The following is a 22,599-nucleotide window of genomic DNA, read 5'->3' on the forward strand; positions in this document are numbered from 1 at the left end:
GCATGATGCCCCCCTCGGCATCCGTTCGTGAACGGGGCCCCCTATCCCCGCGAACCCGGCAACCGCTTACTTGCCCCCCAAGTGCCGCGTATCCGCAGCATCTTGAAAAACAGGGTTCTACGGCGTTCATCATGATCGCAAGATGCGAAACGCGGTGTTTACCGGTCATACGCGTTCATTGTGGCGCCTGTGGGGGTCTTGTGGACCAGTTGTGGACAGCCGGGCGCGGATGTTGCCGAAGTGCTCTCTTATGGCCTCCTCCGCCCGTACCGAGTCGCCCGACCGCACCGCGTCGAGGATGTCCCGGTGCTGCCTGCAGGTCACCTTCGGGTCCTGCGGCACGCCTCCCAGATCCGTCTGCACACGGTGGAAGGCGTCCCAGAACGCCTCCAGGACCTCGCCGAGCAGGACGTTGTCCAGCCCCCGGTACAGGGTCGCGTGGAAGGCGCGGTCGGTGTCCGCGAGGCCGGCGCCTCCTTGCGCGGCCTGTTGTTCCATACGGTTCACGAGGGCGTCGAGTTCAACGAGGTCCGTATCCGGGAGCCGCCCCGCGAGCCGCGAGACGAGCCCCGTCTCCACCGCCTCGCGCAGCTCCATCAGCTGCAGCAGGGAGTCCTCGCCCCGGTAGTGCCCGGCGACCGTACGGAAGGCCAGGCCCTCGATCATCGGGGCCAGCGACATCGGGCCGACATACGTCCCGAAGCCGTGCCGGATCTCCACGATGCCCATCGCCTGCAGGGCCTTCAGCGCCTCGCGCACCGAGTTCCGGCTCGCGCCGAGGAACTCCATCAGTTCGGGCTCGGTCGGCAGCGGGGCCCCGGAGGGCAGCCTGCGGTCGACGATCAGCTTCTTGATCCGCTCCTGGAGGTCTCGCGCTGCCATGGCCAGAGAGTAGCGCTCACCTGGGTGTGCGGGACTGGGCCGTCGGGCGTCTGCGGGTCCGTTGTGGCTGGTCGCGCAGTTCCCCGCGCCCCTTCAGGGGCGCGGCCGTTTGCGCAGCCTGCTCAGCGTTCCGGCCATGCAAAAAGCCCCCCACTGTCGCGGAGGGCCTTGCTGTCTGTGCGCCGCCAGGGACTCGAACCCCGGACCCGCTGATGCTGCATTCCCCGGGGGCTGCGTCTATGTGCGGCTACCGCCGCGCGGCCCCCGGACCCCCAGCCGCTCCTGCGGCACCGGAGAGGATCCGGGCACCGGAGAGGGCCCGCCCCAAAGGCGAAGGCCCCCCACTGTCGTGGAGGGCCTTGCTGTCTGTGCGCCGCCAGGGACTCGAACCCCGGACCCGCTGATTAAGAGTCAGCTGCTCTAACCAACTGAGCTAGCGGCGCCTGCTGACGTCGTAACTCTACCCGACGGTCCGGGGTGCTCCGGACCACCCGCCGCCGGGCGCCGTCCCGGCCGCGGGCGGGGCTTGTACATCATTCGGACCGTCAACATGCGCGTCGGGAAGACGGTTGGGAAACTGATCATCGTGGACAGTCGCGGTCATTTTCATCGGGAGCTTGAGGGGAATCGCATGGTGACTCCGGTATTCGAGGAATTCGATCCGGCGAATGACTGCGACTGCCCTGGATGCGCGCGCCGGCTGCGCGTCCTGCCGTTTTCGCGGGCGGTACGGCACCCGGCCGCCCGCCGGGTCGTGATCGTGGCGGCCGCCGCGTTCGCGGCCCTCGGCACGGGGCATGTGGCACCGGCGCTCGCAACCCCGCACGTACCGCCAGGACCGGGTGTTTCCGCAGGCCAAGAGGTGTCCACCCCGCAGGGTCACCGGGCCCCGCTGTACGGGCGGAGCGGGCGGCCGCCCAAGTCGACGGGTGCGGAAGCGATGCCCGAGACCACCCGCGCGGAGATCATCAACCGGGCCAAGAAATGGATCGACGCAAAGGTGCCGTACAGCATGGCGGCCTACTGGTCCGACGGTTACCGGCAGGACTGCTCGGGCTATGTCTCGATGGCCTGGGGGCTGCCCGGAAACGAATGGACAGGCAGCCTCGACCGGTTCGGGGAGCGCATCACCAAGGAGGAACTGCAGCCCGGCGACATTCTGCTGTTCCACAATCCGTCCAACCCGGAGAGAGGCTCGCACGTCGTCATTTTCGGCGGCTGGAAGGACTACACGCACACCAAGTACCTCGCCTACGAGCAGACGCCCCCGCGCACCCGCGGCAAAGCCACTCCGTACGCCTACTGGAGCCGGTCGGACCGCTACATCCCCTACCGCTACAAGGGGATCAAGTCGGACACCGAGGGGCCGAAGCCGGGCAGGCCGTCCGCTCCGGGTGCCCCGACGGCGTATCCGGGAGCGGCGTATTTCGGCCCCGGCGCGCACAACAAGTACGTGATCCAGCTCAGGCAGATGCTCGTCGCGCGCGGTGCCGGCCGCTACTACACGCCGGACCCCGGCCCGGGCTGGTCGGATGTGGACCGGCAGGCCACCCGGGCCTTCCAGCTGGCGCAGGGCTGGAAGGGCAAGGGCGCGGACGGGCTGCCTGGGCCGCGGACCTGGCAGCTGCTGGTGTCCGGGAAGGGCAAGAACATCGGTCCGGCCGAGGCATCGGATCCGGACGAGGACGGGGTGTGGGATCTGACACCGGACGGGCTACTGCCTCCGACGGCGGCCGTGTTCTCGCAACCGGCGTCGGCCGGGGTGTCGGATTCGAGGGGGCCTTCGTCCCATGGGGTGCAGGGCTATCCGGGACGGGCGATGTTCCGCCCCGGCGCCTCCAGTGCCTACGTCACCCAGCTCGGAGAGCAGCTGGTGACGAAGGGGTTCGGCAAGTACTACACGGCCGAGCCGGGGCCGGACTGGGACGAGGAGGACCGGCGCAATGTCGAGGACTTCCAGCGCGCCCAGGGCTGGCGGGGCGGCGCGGCGAACGGCATGCCGGGACCGGAGACCTGGCGGCGGCTGTTCTCCTGAGCGATCTGTTTCCACCGACCTGTTGTTGTGACGCATCTGGCGCGGAGGCTGGAGGCACGCATGAGTACGACGACCACTTCACAGACGCCCGAGTCCGAGGGGCCGGGCAGACCCGGTCGCCTCATCCAGAACGAGTCGACCACCGAGATCCCCGTCCACCTGCTGTTCCGTGACGACCCGGCCCCGGTGTCCGCGCCGCTCAGGCCGACGATCGTCGGCCGCCGGCAGGGGACGGGAGAGCAGCCGCGGCTCGGTCGCCCGATGTCCGCGAAGCCGCGGTCTTCCCCCCGGGCCGACTCCCAGCTGGACGAGCGGCCCGCCAGAGTGCTGCCCGCGGCGGTCGGTGTGCTCGCCGGGGCCTGCGGGGCGGCCGGGTGCGTGGCCACCTCGTGGTGGGCCGGCGTCCTGCCGCCGCTCGCCGCGGCGGCGCTGCGGCTGCCGGTGTACGCGGGGGCCGGGCTCGGCCCCGAGCAGTGGGCGGCCTACGCGGGCGCGGGGGCGCTGGGGCTCTTCGGGTTCGGCGGACTCACCCGCGGCCGGACCGGGCGGGCCTGGGTGCTGGGGATGTTCGGCCGCTACCGGGGGACCGTCCGGCGCACCGGCCTGATGTGGGTCAACCCGCTGCTGCTGCGCCGCCGGGTCGACGTACGGCTGCGGCACTGGCGCAGCGAGGAGGTGCCCGCGGCCGACGGCAACGGGGTCGCGCTGCGCGTGGTGGTGCTGGTGGTGTGGCAGGTGCGGGACACCGCGCGGGCGGTGCTGGGCATCGAGGACCACGAGACCTATCTGCGCGAGTGCGTGGAGGCGGCCCTCGCCCGGGTGGCGGTGGAGGCGCCGGGTGCGTCGAGGGGTTCGGTGGACGCGGCGGCGGAGGCGCTGACCCGGCTGACGGCGGCGGACGCGGCGCCGATCGGGGTCGAGGTGTTCTCGGTGCAGCCGGTCCGGGTCGAGTACGCCCCCGAGGTCGCCGCCGTGATGCACCGCCGCCGTATCGCCGCGCTGGACGCACAGCACCGGGCGACTGTGCTCACGTCGGTCCTCGACTCGGTGGAGGACACCGTGACGCGGCTGACCCTGCGGGGTCTGGTGGAGCTGGACGACTGCGAACGCAAGGCGCTGGTCAAGGACTTGACGGTGGCGTTCTGTGCGGGGCGGGGAGAACCGGGGGCGTGATTGGTATGGACACCTCTTTTGATATGGACACAGCCAACAAACGGCAATAATCTGAGACTTGGTCTAGACCTGCACGCCTCATGGAACTTCCCCCACGTTCTTCAGGAGCGGCAGCATGCGCAAAAAGACCAAGTGGTACGCCGCCGCGCTCGGAATCACCACGGCAGGAGCCTTCGTGCTCTCCGCCGGAGGTGCGAGCGGCCACGGCTACACCGACCTCCCCATCAGCAGGCAGAAGCTCTGCCAGAACGGCACCGTGACCAACTGCGGCGAGATCCAGTACGAGCCGCAGAGCGTCGAGGGCCCCAAGGGCTTCCCTGCCGCGGGACCGGCCGACGGCGCCATCTGCTCCGGCGGCAACTCCCGCTTCTCCCAGCTCGACAGCCCGAAGACCCCGTCGGGCGGCGCCTGGCCCACCACCAAGGTCACGGGCGGCCAGAGCTACACGTTCCGCTGGCAGTTCACCGCCATGCACGCCACCACCGACTTCAAGTACTACGTCACCAAGCAGGGCTGGAACCAGAACCACAACCTGGCTCGCTCGGACCTCAACACCACACCGTTCCTGACCGTTCCCTACAACGGCCAGCGTCCCCCGGCCACCCTCTCCCACAGCGGCACACTGCCGTCCGGGCTGAGCGGCCACCACGTCATCGTCGCCGTATGGACGATCGCAGACACGGGCAACGCGTTCTACGCCTGCTCCGACGTCACGTTCTGAACCGCCGCAGATCTCTGAGCATTACTGCGGATCTCTGAGCATTACTTGAGTCAGGCCCGCTTCCCCTGGGGGTAGGTTCCCCACACCAGCAGTACCTGACCTCGGGGGAAGCATCATGGACCTCTTCTTCTACCTCATCCCCGGCCTCATCCTGGCCCTCGTCCTCTTCGGTGCGTACCGGGTGCTGCGCCGCTCGCTGCAGATACGCAGCGCCTGGAACAGCGGGCTGACGGCCGAGGGGCGCTGTCTGCGCATGTTCACGACGACCCACGGCGGCAGCGGCGACTCGTCCGTGAGCACCACGCTGCACCACGTCTACGAGTTCACCGCGCGCGACGGCCGCGTCGTCCGCTTCGAGGAGGAGAACGGCTCCGGGACGATCCTCGAGGGCGACTTCGTCACCGTCTACTACGCCGAGGGCGCCGACGTCGTCGCCACGGCCAAGGCTCCCCGCCGGGGCGCGCTGGCCGCGGGCACCATCGCCATCCTGGCGTTCCTCGGGGTGATCGCGGTGTTCTGCATCGGCTTCATGGTCACGTTCCATGAGATGTCCGACGCCTTCGGCGGCTTCGGTTTCGGCAGCGGCACCGACGACACCACCAACACCGTCGTCGTCGACGGCGTCACGATGACCCCGTGACCCTCCACATCTGACGGACCATCAACTACCGTGCGCCGTCATGGAGTCCAGGGAGTCCACCAGGCGTACGGTCGCGGAACTCGTAGCCGAGCGGTGGGGTGATCACCGCCCAGGCCTGTGGTGCGAGGACCTGGTCCTCACCCACCACGAGACGGCCGCCGGCGCCGCGGCCCGCGCGGCCCTGCTGGCCGACCTGCTGCCACCTGGAGCCGAGCCGCACGTGGGCGTGCTGCTCGACAACACCCCCGAATATCCACTGTGGTTGGGCGCCGCGGCACTGGCGGGAGCGGCGGTCGCCGGGATCAACCCCACCCGCCGGGGCCCGGAACTGGCCCGCGACATCCTGCACACCGAGTGCCGACTCGTCATCACCGGGCACACCCACCTCCCGCTCCTCTCAGGCCTCCAACTCCCGGGCGTACGGCTCCTGTTGACCGACAGCCAGGAGTACGAGGACCTCCTCGCCCCGTATACGACCGCTGAACCGGACGCCTCCCGGGCCACCCCCGACGACCGCCTCCTCCTCTACTTCACCTCGGGCTCCACGGGCGCACCCAAGGCCGCGATCTGCAGCCAGGGCCGGCTGGCCGCCGCGGGCGCGTCCCTCGTCGGTCAGTTCGGGGTGCGTCGCGAGGACGTGCACTACATCTGCATGCCGATGTTCCACGGCAATGCGGTGATCGCCGACTGGGCGCCCGCGCTCGCGGCCGGGGCGGGCGTGGCGCTGCGGCGGCGCTTCTCGGCGTCGGGGTTCCTGGCGGACGTACGGAAGTACGGGGCGACGTACTTCACGTATGTAGGGCGGGCCGTGCAGTACATCCTGGCCACCGAGGAGCGCGCGGACGACCGGGACAACCCGCTCCGGCTCGGCTTCGGCACGGAGGCGGGGGCGGTGGACGCGGCGGCCTTCGAGCGACGGTTCGGGGTGCGGCTGGTCGAGGGGTACGGGTCGTCGGAGGGCGGGGCGGCCGTGCAGTGGTCGCCGGGGACGCCGCCGGGGGCGGTGGGGCGGGCGGCGCCCGGCCTCGTCGTACTCGATCCGCACACGCGCAAGGAGTGCCCGCCCGCCGCCTTCGACCCGGCCGGGCTGCTGCTCAACGGGGACGAGGCCATAGGGGAGCTGGTGAACCAGGGGCCCAACCCCTTCGAGGGCTACTGGCGCAACCCCGCGGCGGAGGCCGAGCGGCGGCACGACGGCTGGTACTGGACCGGCGACCTCTTCTACCGGGACGCCGACGGCTACCTCTACTTCGCCGGCCGCTCCGACGACCGCCTCCGCGTCGACAGCGAGAACCTGGCCGCCGCGATGATCGAGAACATCCTCGCCCGGTACGAGGGTGCCGACGCGGTCGCCGTGTACGCGGTGCCGGATCCGGTGACCGGGGACCAGGTGATGGCGGCGATCGCGGGGAGCTTCGACCCGGCGGACTTCGCCGGCTTCCTGGCCGCCCAGCCCGACCTCGGGACGAAGATGGCGCCCCGGTTCGTACGGGTCGTGGAACGAATGCCGGTCACGGCCACGAACAAGATCCACCGGGCGAAGCTCAGGAGGGAGGGGTTCCGGTGCGCCGATCCGGTGTGGTGGCGCCCGCCCGGCCAGCGGACGTACCGCCCGCTCGCCCCGGAGGACGCCGAAGGGCCCCTCGCTCGCACGAGAGGCCCTTCCGATGTGCGCCGCCAGGGACTCGAACCCCGGACCCGCTGATTAAGAGTCAGCTGCTCTAACCAACTGAGCTAGCGGCGCATGACTCTCGCCGACCACTTGGTGCATCCCTCGTGGGCGGCGACGAAGAAAATAGTACCTGGTCCGGAGGGGTGCTTCTGACCACCGGCCGGTGTACTGCGGATGGCGTGCTCTAGATCGCCAGGGACAGCAGTACCGGCGCCGCGTTCCGGTTCAGGGTGTCCGCGGCCTGGCGGAGGCGGTGGGCGTCCTCGACCGGGAGGGAGAGGGCCAGGCAGCCGACCGCGGAGCCTGCGCTGATCGGGACGGCCGCGCAGACCGTGCCGACCGCGTACTCCTGGAGGTCGAGGTGGGGCACGGTGGGCGGCTGGGACTCCAGGCGGGAGAGCAGGAGCCGGTCGCTGGTGATGGTGCGCGAGGTGAGACGGGCCAGCTTGTGGCGGGAGAGGTGGTCGCGCCGGCTGTTGTGGTCGAGCTGGCCCAGGAGGCTCTTGCCGATGGCGGTGGCGTGGGCGGAGTACCGGAAGTCGACCCACTCGTTGACCACCGGGGTGGTCGGGCCGTCGGCGTACTGGGCGATCTTGACCTCGCCGTCGACGTACCGGCTCAGGTACACGGCCGCGCCGACCGAGTCGCGCAGCCGGTCCAGGGTGCGCTGGAGCTTGTCGCGCAGTGCCTGTTCACGGCCCTGTGCGGAGCCGAGGCGGGTGAGGGCGTCGCCCGTGACGTACGCCCCTTCGGCGACCTGCTCGACGTAGCCCTCGCGGCGCAGCATCCTCAGAAGCGTGGTCAGCCGCTCCGGGGTGAGGCCGGTGAGCCGGGCGAGCTCGGTGTCGGTGACTCCGGTGGTGTGCCGCGCCACGGTCTCCAGGACGCGCAGGGCGTCCTGGGCCGAGTGGTTCGGCACGGTCGGCTCGTGCTTCAGCGCCACGGTGGTCCCCCTGCGCTCGCTCTACAACTGGGCCGTAGTCCGGACAGCGAATCTCTTCCACGATAACGGTCAAGCGGCTTGTTGTGAGCGGTTGTTGACGAGATTGCGACCCCGGTGCACGGCTCTCAGCAGGGGCGGAGACACTCTGGCATATGCGCCCGTCATGCCCCGGGGCCCGGACCTCGGAGATTGAACCGTGTTCAACCCCTGAAGCGGCGACATCGCGCCGAGAATTTTTCCGGGCCCGGGGCGGGACGGTCACCTGCTGTGGGAGCTTCTTCCCGGGCAGATCAGTTACAGAACCGCGCTCAGGAATTGCCGAGTGCGCTCGTGGTCCGGCTCGGTGAATATCTTCTGCGGCGAACCGGACTCGATCACCCGGCCCGCGTCGAACATGAGGACCTCGTCGGAAATGTCCCGGGCGAAGTTCATCTCGTGGGTGACGCAGAGCATCGTGATGTCCGTCGTGTGCGCGATGTCGCGCAGCACGTCCAGCACCCCGGCCACCAGCTCGGGGTCGAGCGCGGAGGTGACCTCGTCTAGCAGGAGCACCTGGGGGCGCATGGCGAGGGCGCGGGCGATGGCGACGCGCTGCTGCTGGCCGCCGGAGAGCTGGGTCGGGTACTTGTCCGCGTGTTCGGTCAGATCGACCAGGTCGAGCAGCTCGCGCGCCCGCTCCTCGGCCTCGTCCTTGGACAGGCCGAGGACATGCACCGGGGCTTCGGTGATGTTCCGCATGACCTTCATGTTGGGGAACAGGTTGAACTGCTGGAACACCATGCCGATGTTCTTGCGCACCTCACGGACGTGCTTCTCGCCGGCCGGGACGAGCCCGCCGTTGCGCTCCTCGTGCGTGAGGTAATCGCCGCCGACCCTGATGGAGCCCTCGTCGGGCGTCGTCAGGGTCATCAGCAGCCGCAGGATCGTGGTCTTGCCCGATCCGGACGGGCCGATCAGCGTGACGTGCTTGCCGGACGAGACGGTGAAGTCCAGGGAATCGAGGACGGTGTTGGCCCCGAAGCGCTTGGTGACCTTGTCGAAGCGGATCAGCTCGCTGCCGTCCACCGCGGGATTGGCCGTTTCCTTCGAGTCGTTGGCGGGACTTTCTTTCGAGAGGCTGTTGTCAGCGGACAAGACGACGCTCCAGGACTCGCAGGAGAAGGGACGCAGGGTAGGCGATGACGATGAAGGCGATGCCGACGATCGTGATGGGCTCGACCGTGTGGAACGTCTGGGCGGAGTACTGCCGCGCCTCGCCCAGCATCTCCAGCACGCCGATCACGAAGATCATCGGCGTGTCCTTGAGCATCGCGACGACGTAGTTGCCCAGTGCCGGTACGACGCGCCTGATCGCCTGCGGCAGGATCACCGCGAACCACGTGCGTGTGCGGGGCAGGTTGAGCGCCGTGGCCGCCTCCCACTGGCCCGCGGGTACGCCGTCGATGCCGGCGCGGTACACCTCCGCGGTGTACGTCGAGTAGTGCAGGCCCAGGCCGATCACGCCGGTGGTGAGCGCCGAGAGCGTGAGCCCCCACTCGGGCAGCACATAGAAGAGGAAGAACAGCTGCACCAGCAGCGGGGTGTTCCGTACGAACTCGGTGACCGCCATCACCGGCCAGCGCACCGCGGCGTGCTCCGAGCGCTGCATCATGGCCCACACCAGGCCGAGGGCGAAGGCGAGCACGGCGCCGAGCGCCAGTGCCTCAAGGGTGATCAGCAGGCCGTGCCAGAACATCGGCATGAAGTCGCCGACCGCGTTCCAGTCCCACTTCACTGGGCAGCACCTCCGCCGGGAGTCGCGCCCGAGCGCGCGAAGTCGTTCAGCCTGCTGCCGGTCATCCGGGCCCGCAGGCCCTCGCGCTGCTGCGGGGCCTGGCCGATGCCGGCCTTGGCGTGCCGCTCCACGACGCGCATGCCGCGGGTGAGGATGAACGCCAGCACGAAGTACATGACGAGGATGATCGTGTAGACGGGCGCGCTCTGACCGGTGGCGTTGCGCACCAGTGAGGCGCCGAAGGTGATGTCGCCGACGCCCATGATCGAGACCAGGGCGCTGCCCTTGAGCATCTCGATGAGCAGGTTGTTGAACGGCGGGACCATCCCCGGCCAGGCCTGCGGCAGGATGATCTTGCGCAGTTGCTGGGCGGGGCTGAAGCCGAGCGCGACGCCTGCCTCGCGCTGGGCCGGCGCCACCGCTTTGACGGCGCCGCGTACGACCTCCGAGCCGTATGCGCCGTAACTCAGGCCCAGGGCCAGCACGGCGGCCCACATCGGGACCAGCTGCCAGCCGAAGCCGATCGGCAGCACGAAGAAGATCCAGAACATCAGGATCAGCGCGGAGGTGCCGCGGAAGATCTCGAAGTACGCGCCGGAGAGGAAGCGCACGATCCACAGTCGGTGGGTGCGCGCCAGGCCGATGACAAAGGCCACCACGGCGGCGAGCGCGGCGCTGTAGACGGTGAGCTGGACGGTGATCCATATACCGTTGAGGAGGAGTTTCCACAAACCCCAGCTGATTTCGCTCATGGCTTGCACTTCTCCTTGGCGGTGATGGTCGTCATCTGGTCCTTCGTGAATCCGAAGGGCCGCATGATCTCCAGGAGTTCGCCGCTCCGCTTCATCTTGTGCAGCTCGCGGTTGTAGGCATCACGGAGATGGGTCTCCGGGCTGCGGAAGGCGAAGGCGCCAACGTCGATGACCGGCTTTCCCTTCATGTACGGCGTGACTTCCGGTGTGCCCTCCGCCTTCGTGGAGTTGGTCTCCTGTACGACATTGCGGACGGTGACCGCCGTGCCGACGAAGACATCGACACGGCCCTGCTCGACCGCGAGGAGGCCGGCCAGCTGGTCGGGCAGGGTCGTGATGTGCTCGACCCCGGCCTCCTTGGCGTAGTCGATCTCCGCGTAGCCGAGGCCGGTGGCCATCCTGGCGCCGGTCCTGGCGATGTCCTTGTACGTGCGGAGGTTCTTCGGATTTCCCTTCGGCACGATGAAGGAATCGAGCATCTGGTATTCGGGGTCGGCGAAAATTACCTGACCGCAGCGCTCCGGAGTGATGTACATGCCGGCCGCAACGCAGTCGAACTGAAGGGAATTCAGGCCGGTGATGAGCGAGCCGAATTCGGTCGCGAACGGCTCTACGTGGTCGACCCCGAGTCGCTTGAAAATGCGCTCGGCGACGGCCGGCGCCTCGCCCGTCATCTTCCCGTCCTTGCCGATGTAACCGAAGGGCTGTTCGCCCGCCAGGCCCAGCCGGACCACGCCTTTCGCCCGCAGTTGATCCAGTAGCTGCCCGCCGTCGCCGGTGTCGGCCGTCGCCACCCTGCTGCATGCGCTCGTGGCGCCCATCGTGCCCACCGCGCCGAGCGCCGCTACCCCCGCGAGCAGCGAGCGGCGCCGTATGCCTTTTGCGTCGCTTCTTGTGTCGTTTCTTGTGTCGCTTCCTGAGTTCTTGCCCTGTGGTGGAGCCATGGGCGCGCGTCTACCCAGACCGATTGCACGTATGCCGTGTCAGTGTCAGCCTGCCCTTCGGCATGTTCTTGCAGGTCCCAGCCGTACTTGTGCGGCTTTGTCACCAGAGGTCACGCGTGGCGTCCTCCTGTGCGGGCACCAAGAGTCTTGTGGGTGGGGGCGCGGCATACATGGCTGAAAGCAGTTCCACAGGAGGGCACATGGCTGACCGTCACATCGAAGTCTCGCTGGTCAAGCGGGGCGTCCACTGCACGGCGAAGCTCCTCGACGAGCGCGCGCCGCACACCTGCGCTGCGGTGTGGGACGCCCTTCCGCTGAGTGGCGACGTCTACCACGCCAAATACGCACGCAATGAGATCTACGCGCTCTTCCCGCCGTTCGCCGACCGGGAGCCGCCCCTGGAGAACCCGACGGTCACGCCCATCCCCGGCGACCTCTGCTACTTCTCCTTCGCCGGCACGGAGCTGGGCACCAAGGCCTACGGCTACGACACCGACGTACGGCCCGGCACCACGGTCGTCGACCTCGCCCTCTTCTACGAGCGCAACAACCTGCTGCTCAACGGGGACGTGGGCTGGGTCCCGGGCATCGTCTGGGGCCAGGTGGTCGAGGGCCTCGACGCGATGGCCGAGGCCTGCAACGACTTGTGGCGGTCGGGGGCGGCGGGGGAGACGCTTCGGTTTCGGCGGGCGTGAAGGGCTGAATCGTCGGTGAAGAGTCACCGCCGAAGGCTGTAGCTGAAAGTCGGCGCCGCTGCCGCTGTCGAAGTACCCCGGGACGTGACCTACTTGGTCACCTTCGGCGCTGTACCGGCAACCCCGGCCTCGTACAGCGCATGCCCCGCCCGCAGCACCAGATCGTCCCGATGCCGCGCCCCCACCACCTGCATCCCGATCGGCAGACCATTCCCATCGACCCCGACCGGAACGGTCGCTGCCGGCTGCTGCGTCATGTTGAACGGGTACGTGAACGGAGTCCACCCAGTCCACCGCCGGTGCCCCGACCCCTTCGGCACCTCCGCTCCCGCCTCGAACGCCGTGATCGGCAGCGTCGGTGTGACGAGGAGGTCGTAGGACTCGTGGAAGCGGCCCATGCGGCGGCCGAGTTCCATGCGGACGTCCACCGCGGCGAGGTAGTCGAGGGCGGAGAGGCGGGCGCCGGTTGCGCAGATCTCCCGTAGCCCTGGATCGAGCAACTCCCGCTGGTGCGGCCCGAGTTGCCGGGTGACCCGGGCCGCCCCCGAGAACCACAGGGTGTGGAAGGCGTCCACCGGGTCGGTGAAGTCGGGGTCGGTCTCGGTGACGTACGCGCCGAGTTCCGCCAGCCGCTCCACCGCCCGCCGCACCGCCGCGGCGACCGGGGGCTGCACCGCCACCTGGCCGCCGAGAGACGGCGAGTAGGCGACCCGCAGGCCCTTCACGCCGCCCGGCAGTGCGGCGGCGAAGGGGCAGGGCGCGGTGGGCAGCGCCGACCAGTCGCGGTGGTCCGGTGCCCCGATCACGTCCAGGAGCAGCGCCGCGTCCGCCGCGTCCCGGGTCATCGGGCCCACATGGGACAGGGTGCCGAAGGCGCTCGCCGGGTAGAGGGGGACACGGCCGTACGTCGGTTTCAGGGCGAAGATGCCGCAGAAGGACGCCGGGATACGGACGCTGCCGCCGCCGTCCGTGCCCAGGGCCAGGGGGCCCGCGCCGAGCGCCACGGCCGCTGCCGCGCCGCCGCTCGAACCGCCGGCGGTGCGGGTGGGGTCGTACGGATTGCGCGTGACCCCCGACTGCGGTGAGTCCGTCACACCCTTCCAGCCGAACTCCGGTGTCGTGGTCTTGCCGATGAACACCGCGCCGTGCTCGCGCAGGCGGGCCACGGAGGGGGCGTCCTCGTTCCAACTGCCCTGCGCCGAGATGGTTTTGGAGCCCTTCAGGGTGGGGGTGCCGCGCAGCAGCAGGATGTCCTTCACCGTCGTCGGGACCCCGTCCACCAGGCCTTTCGGCTCACCGCGCCGCCAGCGCTCCGTCGACTCCCGGGCCTGTGCCAGGGCCTCGTCGGCGAGCAGGCGTACGAACGCGTTCACCTCCGGCTGGATCTGCTCGGCCCGTTCCAGCACGGCCCGCGTGACCTCCTCCGGACTGAACTCGCCCTTGCGGTAACCCTCGACGAGTCGTACGGCGGTCAACTCGGTGAGGCCGGGGCCGGGGTCGAAGTCCGTCATCTGCCCTCCATCGCTCGGCGGTGAGCGTGCTGCGGTCGTTCAGCGTCCTGGTACGTACCCGCGTTTCTTGTCCACCACGTTCAACAGGGGTCTGCCCGCCTCCCAGCGCTCGTACAACTCCACGAACTGGCTACCGAGTTGATCGCGCCAACCGACCGTGTCGCCACTCATGTGCGGGGACACGATCAGGCCCGGGGCCTGCCACAACGGGCTGTCGGGGGTGAGGGGTTCGTGCTCGAAGACGTCCAGCGCGGCGCCCGCGATCCAGCGCTTGGCGAGTGCCGCCGCAAGCGCGTCCTCCACGACCAGACCGCCCCGCCCGATGTTGATGAAGCGGGCGGAGGGCTGCATCACGCCGAAACGGCGCGCGTCGAACATGCCGTGCGTCTGCTCGGTGAGCGGGGCGGCCGCGATCACCCAGTCGGCGCGGGCGATCAGCCGGTCGAGCTCGTCGGGGCCGTAGATGCCGGTGTGCGGGGTGCGGCCGACCAGGGCCGTGGTGATGTCCAGCGCCTTGAGCGTGCGGGCGATCGTACGGCCGATGGGCCCGGATCCCACGATGCACGCGCGCGTGCCCGCGACCCGCTGCGTCTCGCGGTGCCGCCAGGTCCGCTCCCGCTGCAGCTCCCAGGTCCTCGGCAGGTCCTTGGCCATGGTGAGGACGAGCGCGGCGACATACTCGGCGATGGGCTGGTCGAAGACGCCGCGCGCGTTGGTGACCACCGTGTCGGAAGCGGCGAGTTCCGGACACATCAAATGGTCCACGCCCGCGCTCGCCGTGTGCACCCAACGCGGCCGCGGACCCTCGCCCGGCCAGGCGGCACGCACCGCCCGGGACGTGAAGTCCCAGACCAGGAGCACATCGGCATACGGCAGCCGCTCGGCGAGGGTCGACTCGTCGGCGTGCTCGATACGGGCGCGACCGGTGAGTCTGCCGAGGCGGGGGAGGGGTTCGGCGTCCAGGACGAGCAGGGTGCGGGTGGTCATGCGAAAGCCGTTTCTGGGGGCGGTTGCGGCCGTCTGACATGGGAGGTTTGACCACGCTCGCACCCGAACCTACCTTCGTCAACACGGGCGCTGTGGGGGGTCCGTTGCTCCGCTGTTTCTTACGGTGAGGCGGTGGTTGCCATGGGCACCATGGACGTTTCCTTTCTCGGTGGACCTCGCCCTCAGCGCGGCGTGGGTGTGGTCGCCCCTTTCGACTTCGCCCTGGACCGTGAGCTGTGGCGCTGGGTCCCGGACGATGTCTCGCTGCATCTGACGCGGACGCCGTACGTACCGGTCGAGGTGAGCCTCGACCTGGCCCGCCTGGTCAGCGAGCACGAGACGCTGGACGACGCGGTCCGCACCCTGACCGCGATCACCCCCGAGGTCGTCGCCTACGCCTGCACCTCGGGCAGCTTCGTCGGCGGAATCGCCGGGGAGCGCGCGATGTGCGCGGCGATGACCCGGGCCGGCGAGGTCCCCTCGATCACCACCTCGGGCGCCCTGCTGGAGGCACTGGCGGCGCTCGGCGCGCGCCGGGTGGCCCTCGTGACGCCGTACACCGTGTCGGTGACGCGCGCGCTGCAGGAGTACGTCGCCGAGGCGGGCGTCGAGGTCACCGGCTGCGCGTACATGGGCCTGACCCGGCACATCTGGAAGGTCCCGTACCGCGATGTGGTCGCCATGGCCCACAAGGCGGTACGACGCTCCCCCGACGTCCTGTTCATCAGCTGCACCAACCTCCCCACCTACGACGTCATCCCGCAGCTGGAGGCCGAGCTGCGCATCCCGGTGATCTCGGCCAACCAGGTGACGATGTGGGCTGCGCTGTCCCGACTGGGTACCCGGGCGGTGGGGCCGTATCAGGCGCTGATCGATCCGGCGGCGCGCTCCGGCCCCGTACTGCCACAGCTCCCGGACGGTGAACAGCAGCAGGAAGGCAGGTCATGACGGCACTCGGATTCCTCTACCCCGGCCACTCCGCCGAGGACGAATACCCACGCATCGAGCAACTTCTCGGCAGCGACATCCGCCTCGACGTCGTCCACACCGACATCGGCGAGGACGCGCACCGGGTGGACGCGCTGCGGGAGATGGGCTCGGCCGAGCGGCTCGCGGCAGGGGTCGAGGGCCTGCGCATGGGGGGAGCCGAGTCGGTGGTGTGGGCGTGCACCAGCGGCAGTTTCGTCTACGGCTGGGAGGGCGCCCAGGAGCAGGTGCGCGCCCTTGCCCGCGCGGCGGGGATGCCGGCTTCGTCGACGTCCTTCGCCTTCGTGCATGCGCTGCAGGAGGTGGGGGCGCGGCGGGTGGCGGTCGGTGCGACGTATCCCGAGGATGTGGCCGGGCTCTTCGCGGAGTTTCTGCGGGCGGGTGGTGCGGAGGTGACGTCCGTCCGCGGGGCCGGGATCATCACGGCGGCGGAGGTCGGGACGTGGGGGGAGGCGGAGGTGTTTCTGCTGGCGCGGGATGCGGATCGGGAAGACGTGGACGCACTGCTCCTGCCGGACACGGCGCTGCACACCGCTGCCCACATCCCAGCCTTGGAGAAGGAGCTGGGCAAGCCGGTGCTCACGGCCAACCAGGTCACGGTGTGGGAGGCGCTGCGGCTGGCGGACCGGCGGGTGAACGCTCCCATGTTGGGTTCGCTGTTCACCCGGGAGCCGATCGTGCAGGTCTGATCTTTGTCGCCGGCCGGGGCTTGGTTTTTCAGCCCGTCCGGCGTTTGAGGACGAGGCCCCTCAAGGGCCGACGGGGGTCTGGGGGCGGAGCCCCGGGGAATAAAGCGGAGAGTGCCTCCTGTTAGCGCCGGATGGACCACGCACACGGCGAAACCGACGGAGGCAACACGTGACGGCAGACGAGATCCGGGGCACCGCACAGGGCACCGCCCCCGTACCCCTCTCCGTACTGGACCTGGTCACCGTCGGAGCCGGCCGCACCGCCACCGACGCCCTGCGCACCAGCGTCGAACTGTCCCGCCTCGCAGAGAACCGCGGGTTCCACCGGTACTGGGTCGCCGAGCACCACTCCATGCCGGGTGTCGCCTCCTCGTCCCCCGCCGTGATCCTCGCCCACCTCGCCGCCCACACCGACCGCATCCGGCTCGGCTCCGGTGGCGTCATGCTCCCCAACCACGCGCCGCTCGTCATCGCCGAGCAGTTCGGCACGCTGGAGGCGATGGCGCCGGGACGGGTCGACCTCGGCCTCGGGCGCGCGCCGGGCACGGACGGCGCGACGGCAGCAGCCCTGCGCCGCACCGACCGTCTCAACGAGGGCGCCGACGACTTCCCCGAGCAACTCGCCGAGCTCACCCGCTTCCTGGACGACGACTTCCCGGACGGCCACCCCTACCGCCGTATCCACGCCGTCCCCGGCCCGGTCCAGGCGACCTCGCCCGGCGGCGTCCAGTCCCCGCACCGCCCGCCCGTCTGGCTGCTCGGCTCCTCCGGCTTCAGCGCCCGCCTGGCCGGCGTCCTCGGCCTGCCCTTCGCCTTCGCGCACCACTTCTCCGCGCAGAACACGATCCCGGCGCTGGACCTGTACCGCGAGTCCTTCCGGCCGAGTGAGGTCCTCGACGCCCCGTACGCCCTCATCGGCGTCTCCGCCCTCGCCACGGATGACGAGCGGGAAGCGCGCCGCCAGGTCCTCGCCGCCGCCCTCAACATGGTCCGCCTGCGCACCGGCCGCCCCGGCCTCGTCCCCACCCCCGAGGAGGCCGAGGCCTACGAATTCAGCCCGATGGAGCGGGAGTTCGTCGACTCCTGGAACTCCAACGTCATCCACGGCACCGCGGACCAGGTCCGCACCGGCCTCGACGACCTCCAGAAGCGCACCGGCGCCGACGAGTTGATGATCACGGGCAACGCCCACAGCGGGGACGTACGCCTGCGCTCGTACGAACTCATCGCGGACGCCTACGGGTTGACGACCGCCTGATCGCCGACGGGTGCGGCGGGCGCGCCCCTAAGGGGCGCGGGCTGTATCGATGGCGGCTCCGCCGCGTGGGCGCGACCAGCCCCCACCGGCCCGCAGTTATCGCCGCGCTTCCAGCGGAGCACTCAGCAGCTCGGCGATACGAGTCGGCGACACCGGCCGTGAGTACAGCCACCCCTGGCCGGTGTCGCAGCCGATCCGCCGCAGCCGGGTCGCCTGCGCCGACGTCTCCACGCACTCCGCGGTGACCGTCAGGCCGAGGCGGTGGGCGAGCTGGATCATCGCCTCGACGACGACCTCGTCCGCCGGGTTCGGCGCGACGGCCCCTTCCTTGTCGCCCTCGTACTGGAAGCCCCGTACGAAGGAGCCGTCCAGCTTCAGGACCGACACCGGCAGCCGGCTGAGGTACGCCAGGTTCGAGTAGCCCGTGCCGAAGTCGTCGATCGCGATGCCGACGCCCATGCCGCTGAGGGCCTGGAGGGCCTGCAGCGGGCGGCCCGCCGAGCCCATCACCGCCGACTCCGTGAGTTCCAGCTGGAGCAGATGGGGCGCGAGGCCCGTCTCGGCGAGGGTCTCGGCCACATCGGCGACCAGATCCGAGTCCCAGACCTGGCGCACCGCCACATTGACGCTCACGAACAGCGGCGGCTCGTCCGGGTGGTCCAACTGCCACTGCCGCGCCTGGCGGCAGGCCGTGCGCAGGACCCAGCGGCCCAGCTGCACGATCGAGCCGTCCTCCTCCGCCAATCCGATGAACCGATTCGGCGTCAGCACACCGAACTGGGGGTGGTTCCAGCGGACCAGGGCCTCCACACCGCGCAGCCGGCCGTCCTCCATGCCCACCAACGGCTGGTATTCGAGGACGAATTCACCGCGTTCGATGGCGGGGCGGAGGGTGGAGGCCAGGGCCTGGCGGGTCATGCGGTGGGCGTTGCGCTCCGGGTCGAAGAGCGTCCAGCGGGCCTTTCCGTCGGCCTTCGCCCAGTAGAGGGTGGTGTCGGCCGCCTGCATCAGGGCGGTGGGGGTGGTGTCCGTCGCACGCCGCTCCACCACGCCGATGGACGCCGACACCGACACCCGCTGACCGGCGAGGTCGAACGGCGCCTGGACCGCCGTCAGCACCGACTCCGCCAGATCGGCGACCTGCTCCGTGCCCGTCGAGTCCTCCACCAGCAGGGCGAACTCGTCGCCGCCCAGTCTCGCCACCAGCGGGGCGCTCGCTCTCGCGTAACCCGCCTCGTCGGCGCAGCGCGTGAGGCGTTCGGCGACGGCGGCCAGCAACCGGTCGCCGACGCGATGGCCCAGCGTGTCGTTGACGGCCTTGAAGCCGTCCAGGTCGAGGTAGCACAGCCCGATCCGTCCGGTCCCGCTCTCCGCGTACGACTCCGCCTCCAGCGCGGCCGTCAACCGCTCGAAGAACAGGGTGCGGTTGGGCAGCCGGGTCACCGGGTCGTGCATCTCCAAGTGCCGCAGCCGCCCCTGGAGTTCACGGTGGGCGCTGATGTCGCTGAGGGACATCAGCAGGCAGCCGTCCTGACCGAGGGGTGTGACGGTGACCTGCACCCACACCGACTGTCCGTCGGGATGCTTCAGCCTGCGCGTGCAGCGCAGCAGGGCCTCACGGCCGCGCAGCATCTCGCAGTAGGCGTGCCAGTTCCGCGCGTCGGACGCCAGGTCCACCAGGTCGGCTGCGATACGGCCGGTCAACTCGCCGGTGGGGCTGCCGAACAGGGCGCCGAACCCGTCGTTGGCGCCGACCACCAGACCCTCGCGGTCGACGACCGCCATGGCGAGCGGGGCAGCCGTGAAGACCGAGTGGTACGCAGGCGGCTCCGTTCGAGTCGTCAGCGGCTCGGTACCAGGAGACGCATAGTTGTTACTCTCTGTTACGGCGCCCCGGTCGAGGTCTGCCGCGGGCGCCGGCCCTTCGGACGTTCCGCTCACCGCTCGCTCCCGCAGTGCACTCGATCTCTGTCCGTGCAGGAAAGTGTGCCGATCATAGAGGCAGACCCAAGGGCCTTCCACCCCACGTCCAGTGTCCCGGATCGAGCGGCACTTCTGACAGATCGTTTCTGCCCGCAGCTGGACGGGTTCTTGGGGCCCCCGACCACTTGTGACGTTCCGTGAGCGTTTCGGGGGTGTCGGCTCTGACAGCTCTCGTATCGGCTCTGAACAGGTCTCCCGGCCGTCTCACTCATCTGGGGCAGGCGAACAGGACGTAGTACGACAAACTGACACAGGCTGGGTGCGGTGTCCCGAGTACCGCTCCCGGAGGTCCCTGTGCTGCGTCAGTCTCCCCTCAAGGAATTCAGGGGTTCCCGACTGCGCAGTACCGCCGCCGTGTTCACTACTCTGTCGGCGCTCGCCGCGACCTCGCTGGTGACCGGTCCGTCGATCGCCGAACCGTTCTCGGCGGTGCCGTGTGCGCTGCAGCGCACCGACGTCCATCACTCGGAAGGCCTCGACACCTGGAACACCGCATATCCGCGGCCGACCCGCACGCTGAACGCCGTGATGGTCTTCCTGTCCTTCCCGGACGCCGTCCCGCGGACCACGCCCGCCCAGCTGACCGCCGACCACTTCCCGGCCACCAGCCGCTTCTTCGAACGCGCCTCCTACGGCCGGTTCACCCTCCATCCGCATCCACTGCGGCACTGGATCCGGATGCCGAAGCCGTCCACGACGTACGCCATAAAGCGGGACTGGAGCGCCGAGCACCGGGCCGCCTACCTGCATGACGCGCTCGCCGCCGCCGACCCACAGGTCGATTTCTCCCGGTATGACGTCGTCTACTTCGTCGCCGACCCGGACGCGCCCGGTGTGGACTCGGACGCGACGAAGGTCGTCAACCTGGACACCCCGCTGCGGGCGGACGGCACCGACATCCGCCGCGTCGTCACGGTGTTCGAGAAGCATCCGCCGGACCGGCTGGTGCTGGCCCATGAGACCGGACACGTCTTCGATCTGCCGGATCTGTACCACCGGCCCGACGACGGCAAGGGCGACTGGGACACCTACGTCGGGGACTGGGACCTGATGGGCAGCCAGTTCGGTCTCGCCCCCGATCTGTTCGGCTGGCACAAGTGGAAGCTGGGGTGGCTGGCGCCGCGGCAGGTGGTGTGCGTGCGCGAGGCGGGCGTCACGCGGCTGACGCTGGAGCCGCTGGGTGCAGGGCCGGGGGGTGCGGTCACTGGTGCGGCGGGCCCGCCGGCCTTCGGGCTCGGGCGCGGCGCGAAGCTCGCGGTGGTGCGGACCGGTCCGGACAGTGTGCTCGCCTTCGAGGCGCGCGGACCGGTCGGCAACGACGCGGGAGCCTGCCGGTCGGGGATCCTCGTGTACCGGGTGCGCGGCGGCGCCCAGTCCGGCGGCGGCCCGATCGAGGTCATCGACGCCCACCCCCACACGGAGGCCTGCTGGGAGAACTCCGTCTACCCACCCCTCGCGGACGCCCCGATCGCCCTCGGCGAGACCTTCACGGTGCCGGGTGAGGGGATCCGGGTGCAGGTGGAGGGGCGGACGGTCTCGGGGGCGTGGACGGTGAAGATCACGGCCGCCGGGTGACTTCTTCGCCGTGCGGCAACAGCGGCGCCGGTCGCTTCTCGGGTCGGCGGGGACGGTGGCCGCCGGTCACCTCTTGGGCCTGCGGCCACAGCACCCGCCGGTCATGGGGGTGTGGGTGGCGAAGCCCCCACAACGCGCGGCGAAGCCGCGCAAAAACAACGATGGCGAGGTCGGTTCGCGCTTTCCGCGAACCTGCCTCGCCATCGACAACGTGCGCCGCCAGGGACTCGAACCCCGGACCCGCTGATTAAGAGTCAGCTGCTCTAACCAACTGAGCTAGCGGCGCCTGCTGACGTCGTAGACCTTAGCATCCTGATCGGCGGGAGGAAAAATCGATATGCGCACCGCCGCACGGGCCGCCCGCACGGCCGCCCACAGCAGGATTTCCGGGCCCGGCAGCCAGGGGTGACGGGTGTCCGGGGCGACCAGCCAGCGGGAGTCGCAGGAGGTCGGAGGGGCGGTCGCGAGCAGGGCGGGGACGGTCACCGCGTCGCCGTTGCCGTGACACAGCAGTGGCGGGATCGCGCCCGTACGGCCGAATTCCTCCCAGCGCAGCAGTGAGGGCAGCCGCTGAGCCGTGCCGGGTGCGGCGAACAGCAGTATCCGGCCCCGGAAGGCGGCCACCGGGCCCGAACCCGGCCCCTCGTCCCACAGCCGGTCGACCATCCGGCGCGCGAAGACCGCGGGCGCGCTGACGACGTCGAAGGCGGAGCCGCACGGGAGCACCACCGGGGCGTCGGCGCGCTCCCGCCAGAGGGCGAGGGTGCTTCGCGGATACGTTCCTGCCGAGGCGAGCCAGGCGGCTCCGTCCGCGGTGACCCCGCTGACGTCGAAGCGGTCGGGGAACGGATCGGTGCGTTCGCTGCTCATGACATCCAGATCTACCGGCTGTGAACGCACCGTTCCTGAGAGTTGCCGGAAACCGGGACAGGTGGGAGCGGGAAGGAGTATCTTGCCCGCCTGGCATATGCCAAAGCGAAGTGATCCGTGTTCACACCGGGTCCGCGGAGCCCCGCCCTTCGGCCCCGCTCATCAGGTCCCGCCCGAACTCGATCATCTTCTTGGCATAGTCCTCGGTCCACTCGGCGCGTTCCGCGACGTCCGCCGGTGTCAGCCGGTCGAACCGCCGGGGGTCCGCCAGCTGTGCGGCCGCCATCGCCTGGAACTCCACCGCCCGGTCCGCGGCGGCGCGGAACGCCTGCGCCAGCTCCGTCGCGCGGGCCAGCAGCGCCCGCGGGTCGTCGATCGACTCCAGGTCGAAGAAGTGCTCAGGGTCGGAGGCCGCCTCCGCGGGCTCGAAGAGCAGGGGCGCGGGGCGTAGCCGCGGTTCGTTCCGACGCGGCGTGGGCTCCGCCATGTCTTCTCCTCCTCGTACGTC

The 22,599-nt window shown here is 69.9% G+C and carries 21 protein-coding genes and 3 tRNA genes; 10 read left to right on the plus strand and 14 right to left on the minus strand.

All coding sequences use genetic code 11. The features are described from left to right. Positions 1-165 precede the first annotated feature (165 nt). Entirely contained in the window at positions 166-882 is a 717-nt protein-coding gene (locus tag P2Q00_RS14665) for a FadR/GntR family transcriptional regulator (protein WP_275772920.1), read from the minus strand. Between the two features lie 369 nt (positions 883-1,251). After that, positions 1,252-1,325: transfer RNA gene (locus P2Q00_RS14670), tRNA-Lys, on the minus strand. Positions 1,326-1,513: 188 nt separating this feature from the next. On the opposite strand from P2Q00_RS14670, the gene P2Q00_RS14675 reads away from it, so the two are divergent. From P2Q00_RS14675 to P2Q00_RS14695, 5 genes are all read left to right on the plus strand, one after another. After that, a complete protein-coding gene (locus P2Q00_RS14675) occupies positions 1,514-2,917 on the plus strand; it encodes a peptidoglycan-binding protein (RefSeq protein ID WP_275772921.1) in 1,404 nt (467 codons plus the stop codon). A gap of 60 nt (positions 2,918-2,977) precedes the next feature. Beyond that, complete coding sequence (locus P2Q00_RS14680; RefSeq protein ID WP_275772922.1) at positions 2,978-4,090, plus strand: SPFH domain-containing protein; 1,113 nt, start codon at positions 2,978-2,980, stop codon at positions 4,088-4,090. A gap of 115 nt (positions 4,091-4,205) precedes the next feature. Beyond that, entirely contained in the window at positions 4,206-4,811 is a 606-nt protein-coding gene (locus P2Q00_RS14685; RefSeq protein WP_275772923.1) for a lytic polysaccharide monooxygenase auxiliary activity family 9 protein, read from the plus strand. A 115-nt stretch (positions 4,812-4,926) separates the two neighbouring features. Beyond that, positions 4,927-5,451, plus strand: a complete 525-nt coding sequence (locus tag P2Q00_RS14690; RefSeq protein ID WP_275772924.1) for a DUF3592 domain-containing protein — start codon at positions 4,927-4,929, stop codon at positions 5,449-5,451. 40 nt (positions 5,452-5,491) lie between these two features. After that, a complete protein-coding gene (locus tag P2Q00_RS14695) occupies positions 5,492-7,156 on the plus strand; it encodes a long-chain-fatty-acid--CoA ligase (RefSeq protein WP_275772925.1) in 1,665 nt (554 codons plus the stop codon). Here P2Q00_RS14695 and P2Q00_RS14700 read toward each other — a convergent pair. From P2Q00_RS14700 to ehuB, 6 genes are all read right to left on the minus strand, one after another. Beyond that, positions 7,122-7,195, minus strand: a tRNA-Lys gene (locus tag P2Q00_RS14700). The two genes, P2Q00_RS14695 and P2Q00_RS14700, sit on opposite strands and share 35 nt — an antisense overlap. Before the next feature lie 112 nt (positions 7,196-7,307). After that, on the minus strand, positions 7,308-8,066 hold the full coding sequence (locus P2Q00_RS14705; protein ID WP_275772926.1) for an IclR family transcriptional regulator: 759 nt from the start codon (positions 8,064-8,066) through the stop codon (positions 7,308-7,310). A gap of 294 nt (positions 8,067-8,360) precedes the next feature. Further along, on the minus strand, positions 8,361-9,131 hold the full coding sequence (gene ehuA / locus P2Q00_RS14710; protein ID WP_275773175.1) for an ectoine/hydroxyectoine ABC transporter ATP-binding protein EhuA: 771 nt from the start codon (positions 9,129-9,131) through the stop codon (positions 8,361-8,363). A 58-nt stretch (positions 9,132-9,189) separates the two neighbouring features. Then, positions 9,190-9,840, minus strand: a complete 651-nt coding sequence (gene ehuD / locus P2Q00_RS14715) for an ectoine/hydroxyectoine ABC transporter permease subunit EhuD (RefSeq protein ID WP_275772927.1) — start codon at positions 9,838-9,840, stop codon at positions 9,190-9,192. Further along, positions 9,837-10,592 (minus strand): ectoine/hydroxyectoine ABC transporter permease subunit EhuC, encoded by a 756-nt coding sequence (gene ehuC, locus P2Q00_RS14720; RefSeq protein WP_275772928.1) that lies wholly within the window; start codon positions 10,590-10,592, stop codon positions 9,837-9,839. The genes ehuD and ehuC overlap by 4 nt, the downstream gene beginning before the upstream one ends. Continuing rightward, positions 10,589-11,413 carry an ectoine/hydroxyectoine ABC transporter substrate-binding protein EhuB gene (ehuB, locus tag P2Q00_RS14725; protein ID WP_275772929.1) on the minus strand — a complete coding sequence of 275 codons (825 nt, stop codon included), beginning with the start codon at positions 11,411-11,413 and terminating at the stop codon, positions 10,589-10,591. Before ehuB ends, ehuC begins: the two co-directional genes overlap by 4 nt. A gap of 323 nt (positions 11,414-11,736) precedes the next feature. Between ehuB and P2Q00_RS14730 the strand changes: the two genes are divergently transcribed. After that, a complete protein-coding gene (locus tag P2Q00_RS14730) occupies positions 11,737-12,231 on the plus strand; it encodes a DUF3830 family protein (RefSeq protein ID WP_275772930.1) in 495 nt (164 codons plus the stop codon). A gap of 89 nt (positions 12,232-12,320) precedes the next feature. Here P2Q00_RS14730 and P2Q00_RS14735 read toward each other — a convergent pair whose 3' ends face one another. Then, positions 12,321-13,742, minus strand: coding sequence for an amidase (locus tag P2Q00_RS14735; RefSeq protein ID WP_275772931.1), 1,422 nt, complete (start codon positions 13,740-13,742; stop codon positions 12,321-12,323). Positions 13,743-13,781: 39 nt separating this feature from the next. Continuing rightward, on the minus strand, positions 13,782-14,729 hold the full coding sequence (locus tag P2Q00_RS14740; protein WP_275772932.1) for a D-2-hydroxyacid dehydrogenase: 948 nt from the start codon (positions 14,727-14,729) through the stop codon (positions 13,782-13,784). Positions 14,730-14,879: 150 nt separating this feature from the next. On the opposite strand from P2Q00_RS14740, the gene P2Q00_RS14745 reads away from it, so the two are divergent. The 3 genes from P2Q00_RS14745 (at position 14,880) to P2Q00_RS14755 (ending at position 17,663) form a co-directional block, all read left to right on the plus strand. Next, positions 14,880-15,677 (plus strand): maleate cis-trans isomerase family protein, encoded by a 798-nt coding sequence (locus tag P2Q00_RS14745; RefSeq protein ID WP_275772933.1) that lies wholly within the window; start codon positions 14,880-14,882, stop codon positions 15,675-15,677. After that, on the plus strand, positions 15,674-16,405 hold the full coding sequence (locus P2Q00_RS14750) for a maleate cis-trans isomerase family protein (RefSeq protein ID WP_275772934.1): 732 nt from the start codon (positions 15,674-15,676) through the stop codon (positions 16,403-16,405). Before P2Q00_RS14745 ends, P2Q00_RS14750 begins: the two co-directional genes overlap by 4 nt. Before the next feature lie 169 nt (positions 16,406-16,574). Then, the gene (locus P2Q00_RS14755; protein WP_275772935.1) at positions 16,575-17,663 is read left to right on the plus strand and encodes an LLM class flavin-dependent oxidoreductase; all 1,089 of its coding nucleotides are present in this window, start codon (positions 16,575-16,577) and stop codon (positions 17,661-17,663) included. Between the two features lie 96 nt (positions 17,664-17,759). Here P2Q00_RS14755 and P2Q00_RS14760 read toward each other — a convergent pair whose 3' ends face one another. Further along, positions 17,760-19,604, minus strand: coding sequence for a putative bifunctional diguanylate cyclase/phosphodiesterase (locus P2Q00_RS14760; RefSeq protein WP_275772936.1), 1,845 nt, complete (start codon positions 19,602-19,604; stop codon positions 17,760-17,762). Positions 19,605-19,940: 336 nt separating this feature from the next. Here P2Q00_RS14760 and P2Q00_RS14765 point away from each other — a divergent pair, with 336 nt between their 5' ends. After that, positions 19,941-21,221, plus strand: coding sequence for a M6 family metalloprotease domain-containing protein (locus P2Q00_RS14765; RefSeq protein WP_425579621.1), 1,281 nt, complete (start codon positions 19,941-19,943; stop codon positions 21,219-21,221). A 212-nt stretch (positions 21,222-21,433) separates the two neighbouring features. On the opposite strand, the gene P2Q00_RS14770 is transcribed toward P2Q00_RS14765, so the two are convergent. The 3 genes from P2Q00_RS14770 to P2Q00_RS14780 form a co-directional block, all read right to left on the minus strand. Continuing rightward, positions 21,434-21,507 (minus strand) — tRNA-Lys (locus P2Q00_RS14770). Then, positions 21,498-22,091 (minus strand): bifunctional DNA primase/polymerase, encoded by a 594-nt coding sequence (locus P2Q00_RS14775; protein ID WP_275772938.1) that lies wholly within the window; start codon positions 22,089-22,091, stop codon positions 21,498-21,500. Before P2Q00_RS14775 ends, P2Q00_RS14770 begins: the two co-directional genes overlap by 10 nt. Positions 22,092-22,212: 121 nt before the next feature. Continuing rightward, complete coding sequence (locus tag P2Q00_RS14780; protein WP_275772939.1) at positions 22,213-22,578, minus strand: DUF8844 domain-containing protein; 366 nt, start codon at positions 22,576-22,578, stop codon at positions 22,213-22,215. Positions 22,579-22,599: the final 21 nt, after the last annotated feature.

It is taken from the genome of Streptomyces coacervatus, assembly GCF_029223485.1.
Lineage (GTDB): Bacteria > Actinomycetota > Actinomycetes > Streptomycetales > Streptomycetaceae > Streptomyces > Streptomyces coacervatus.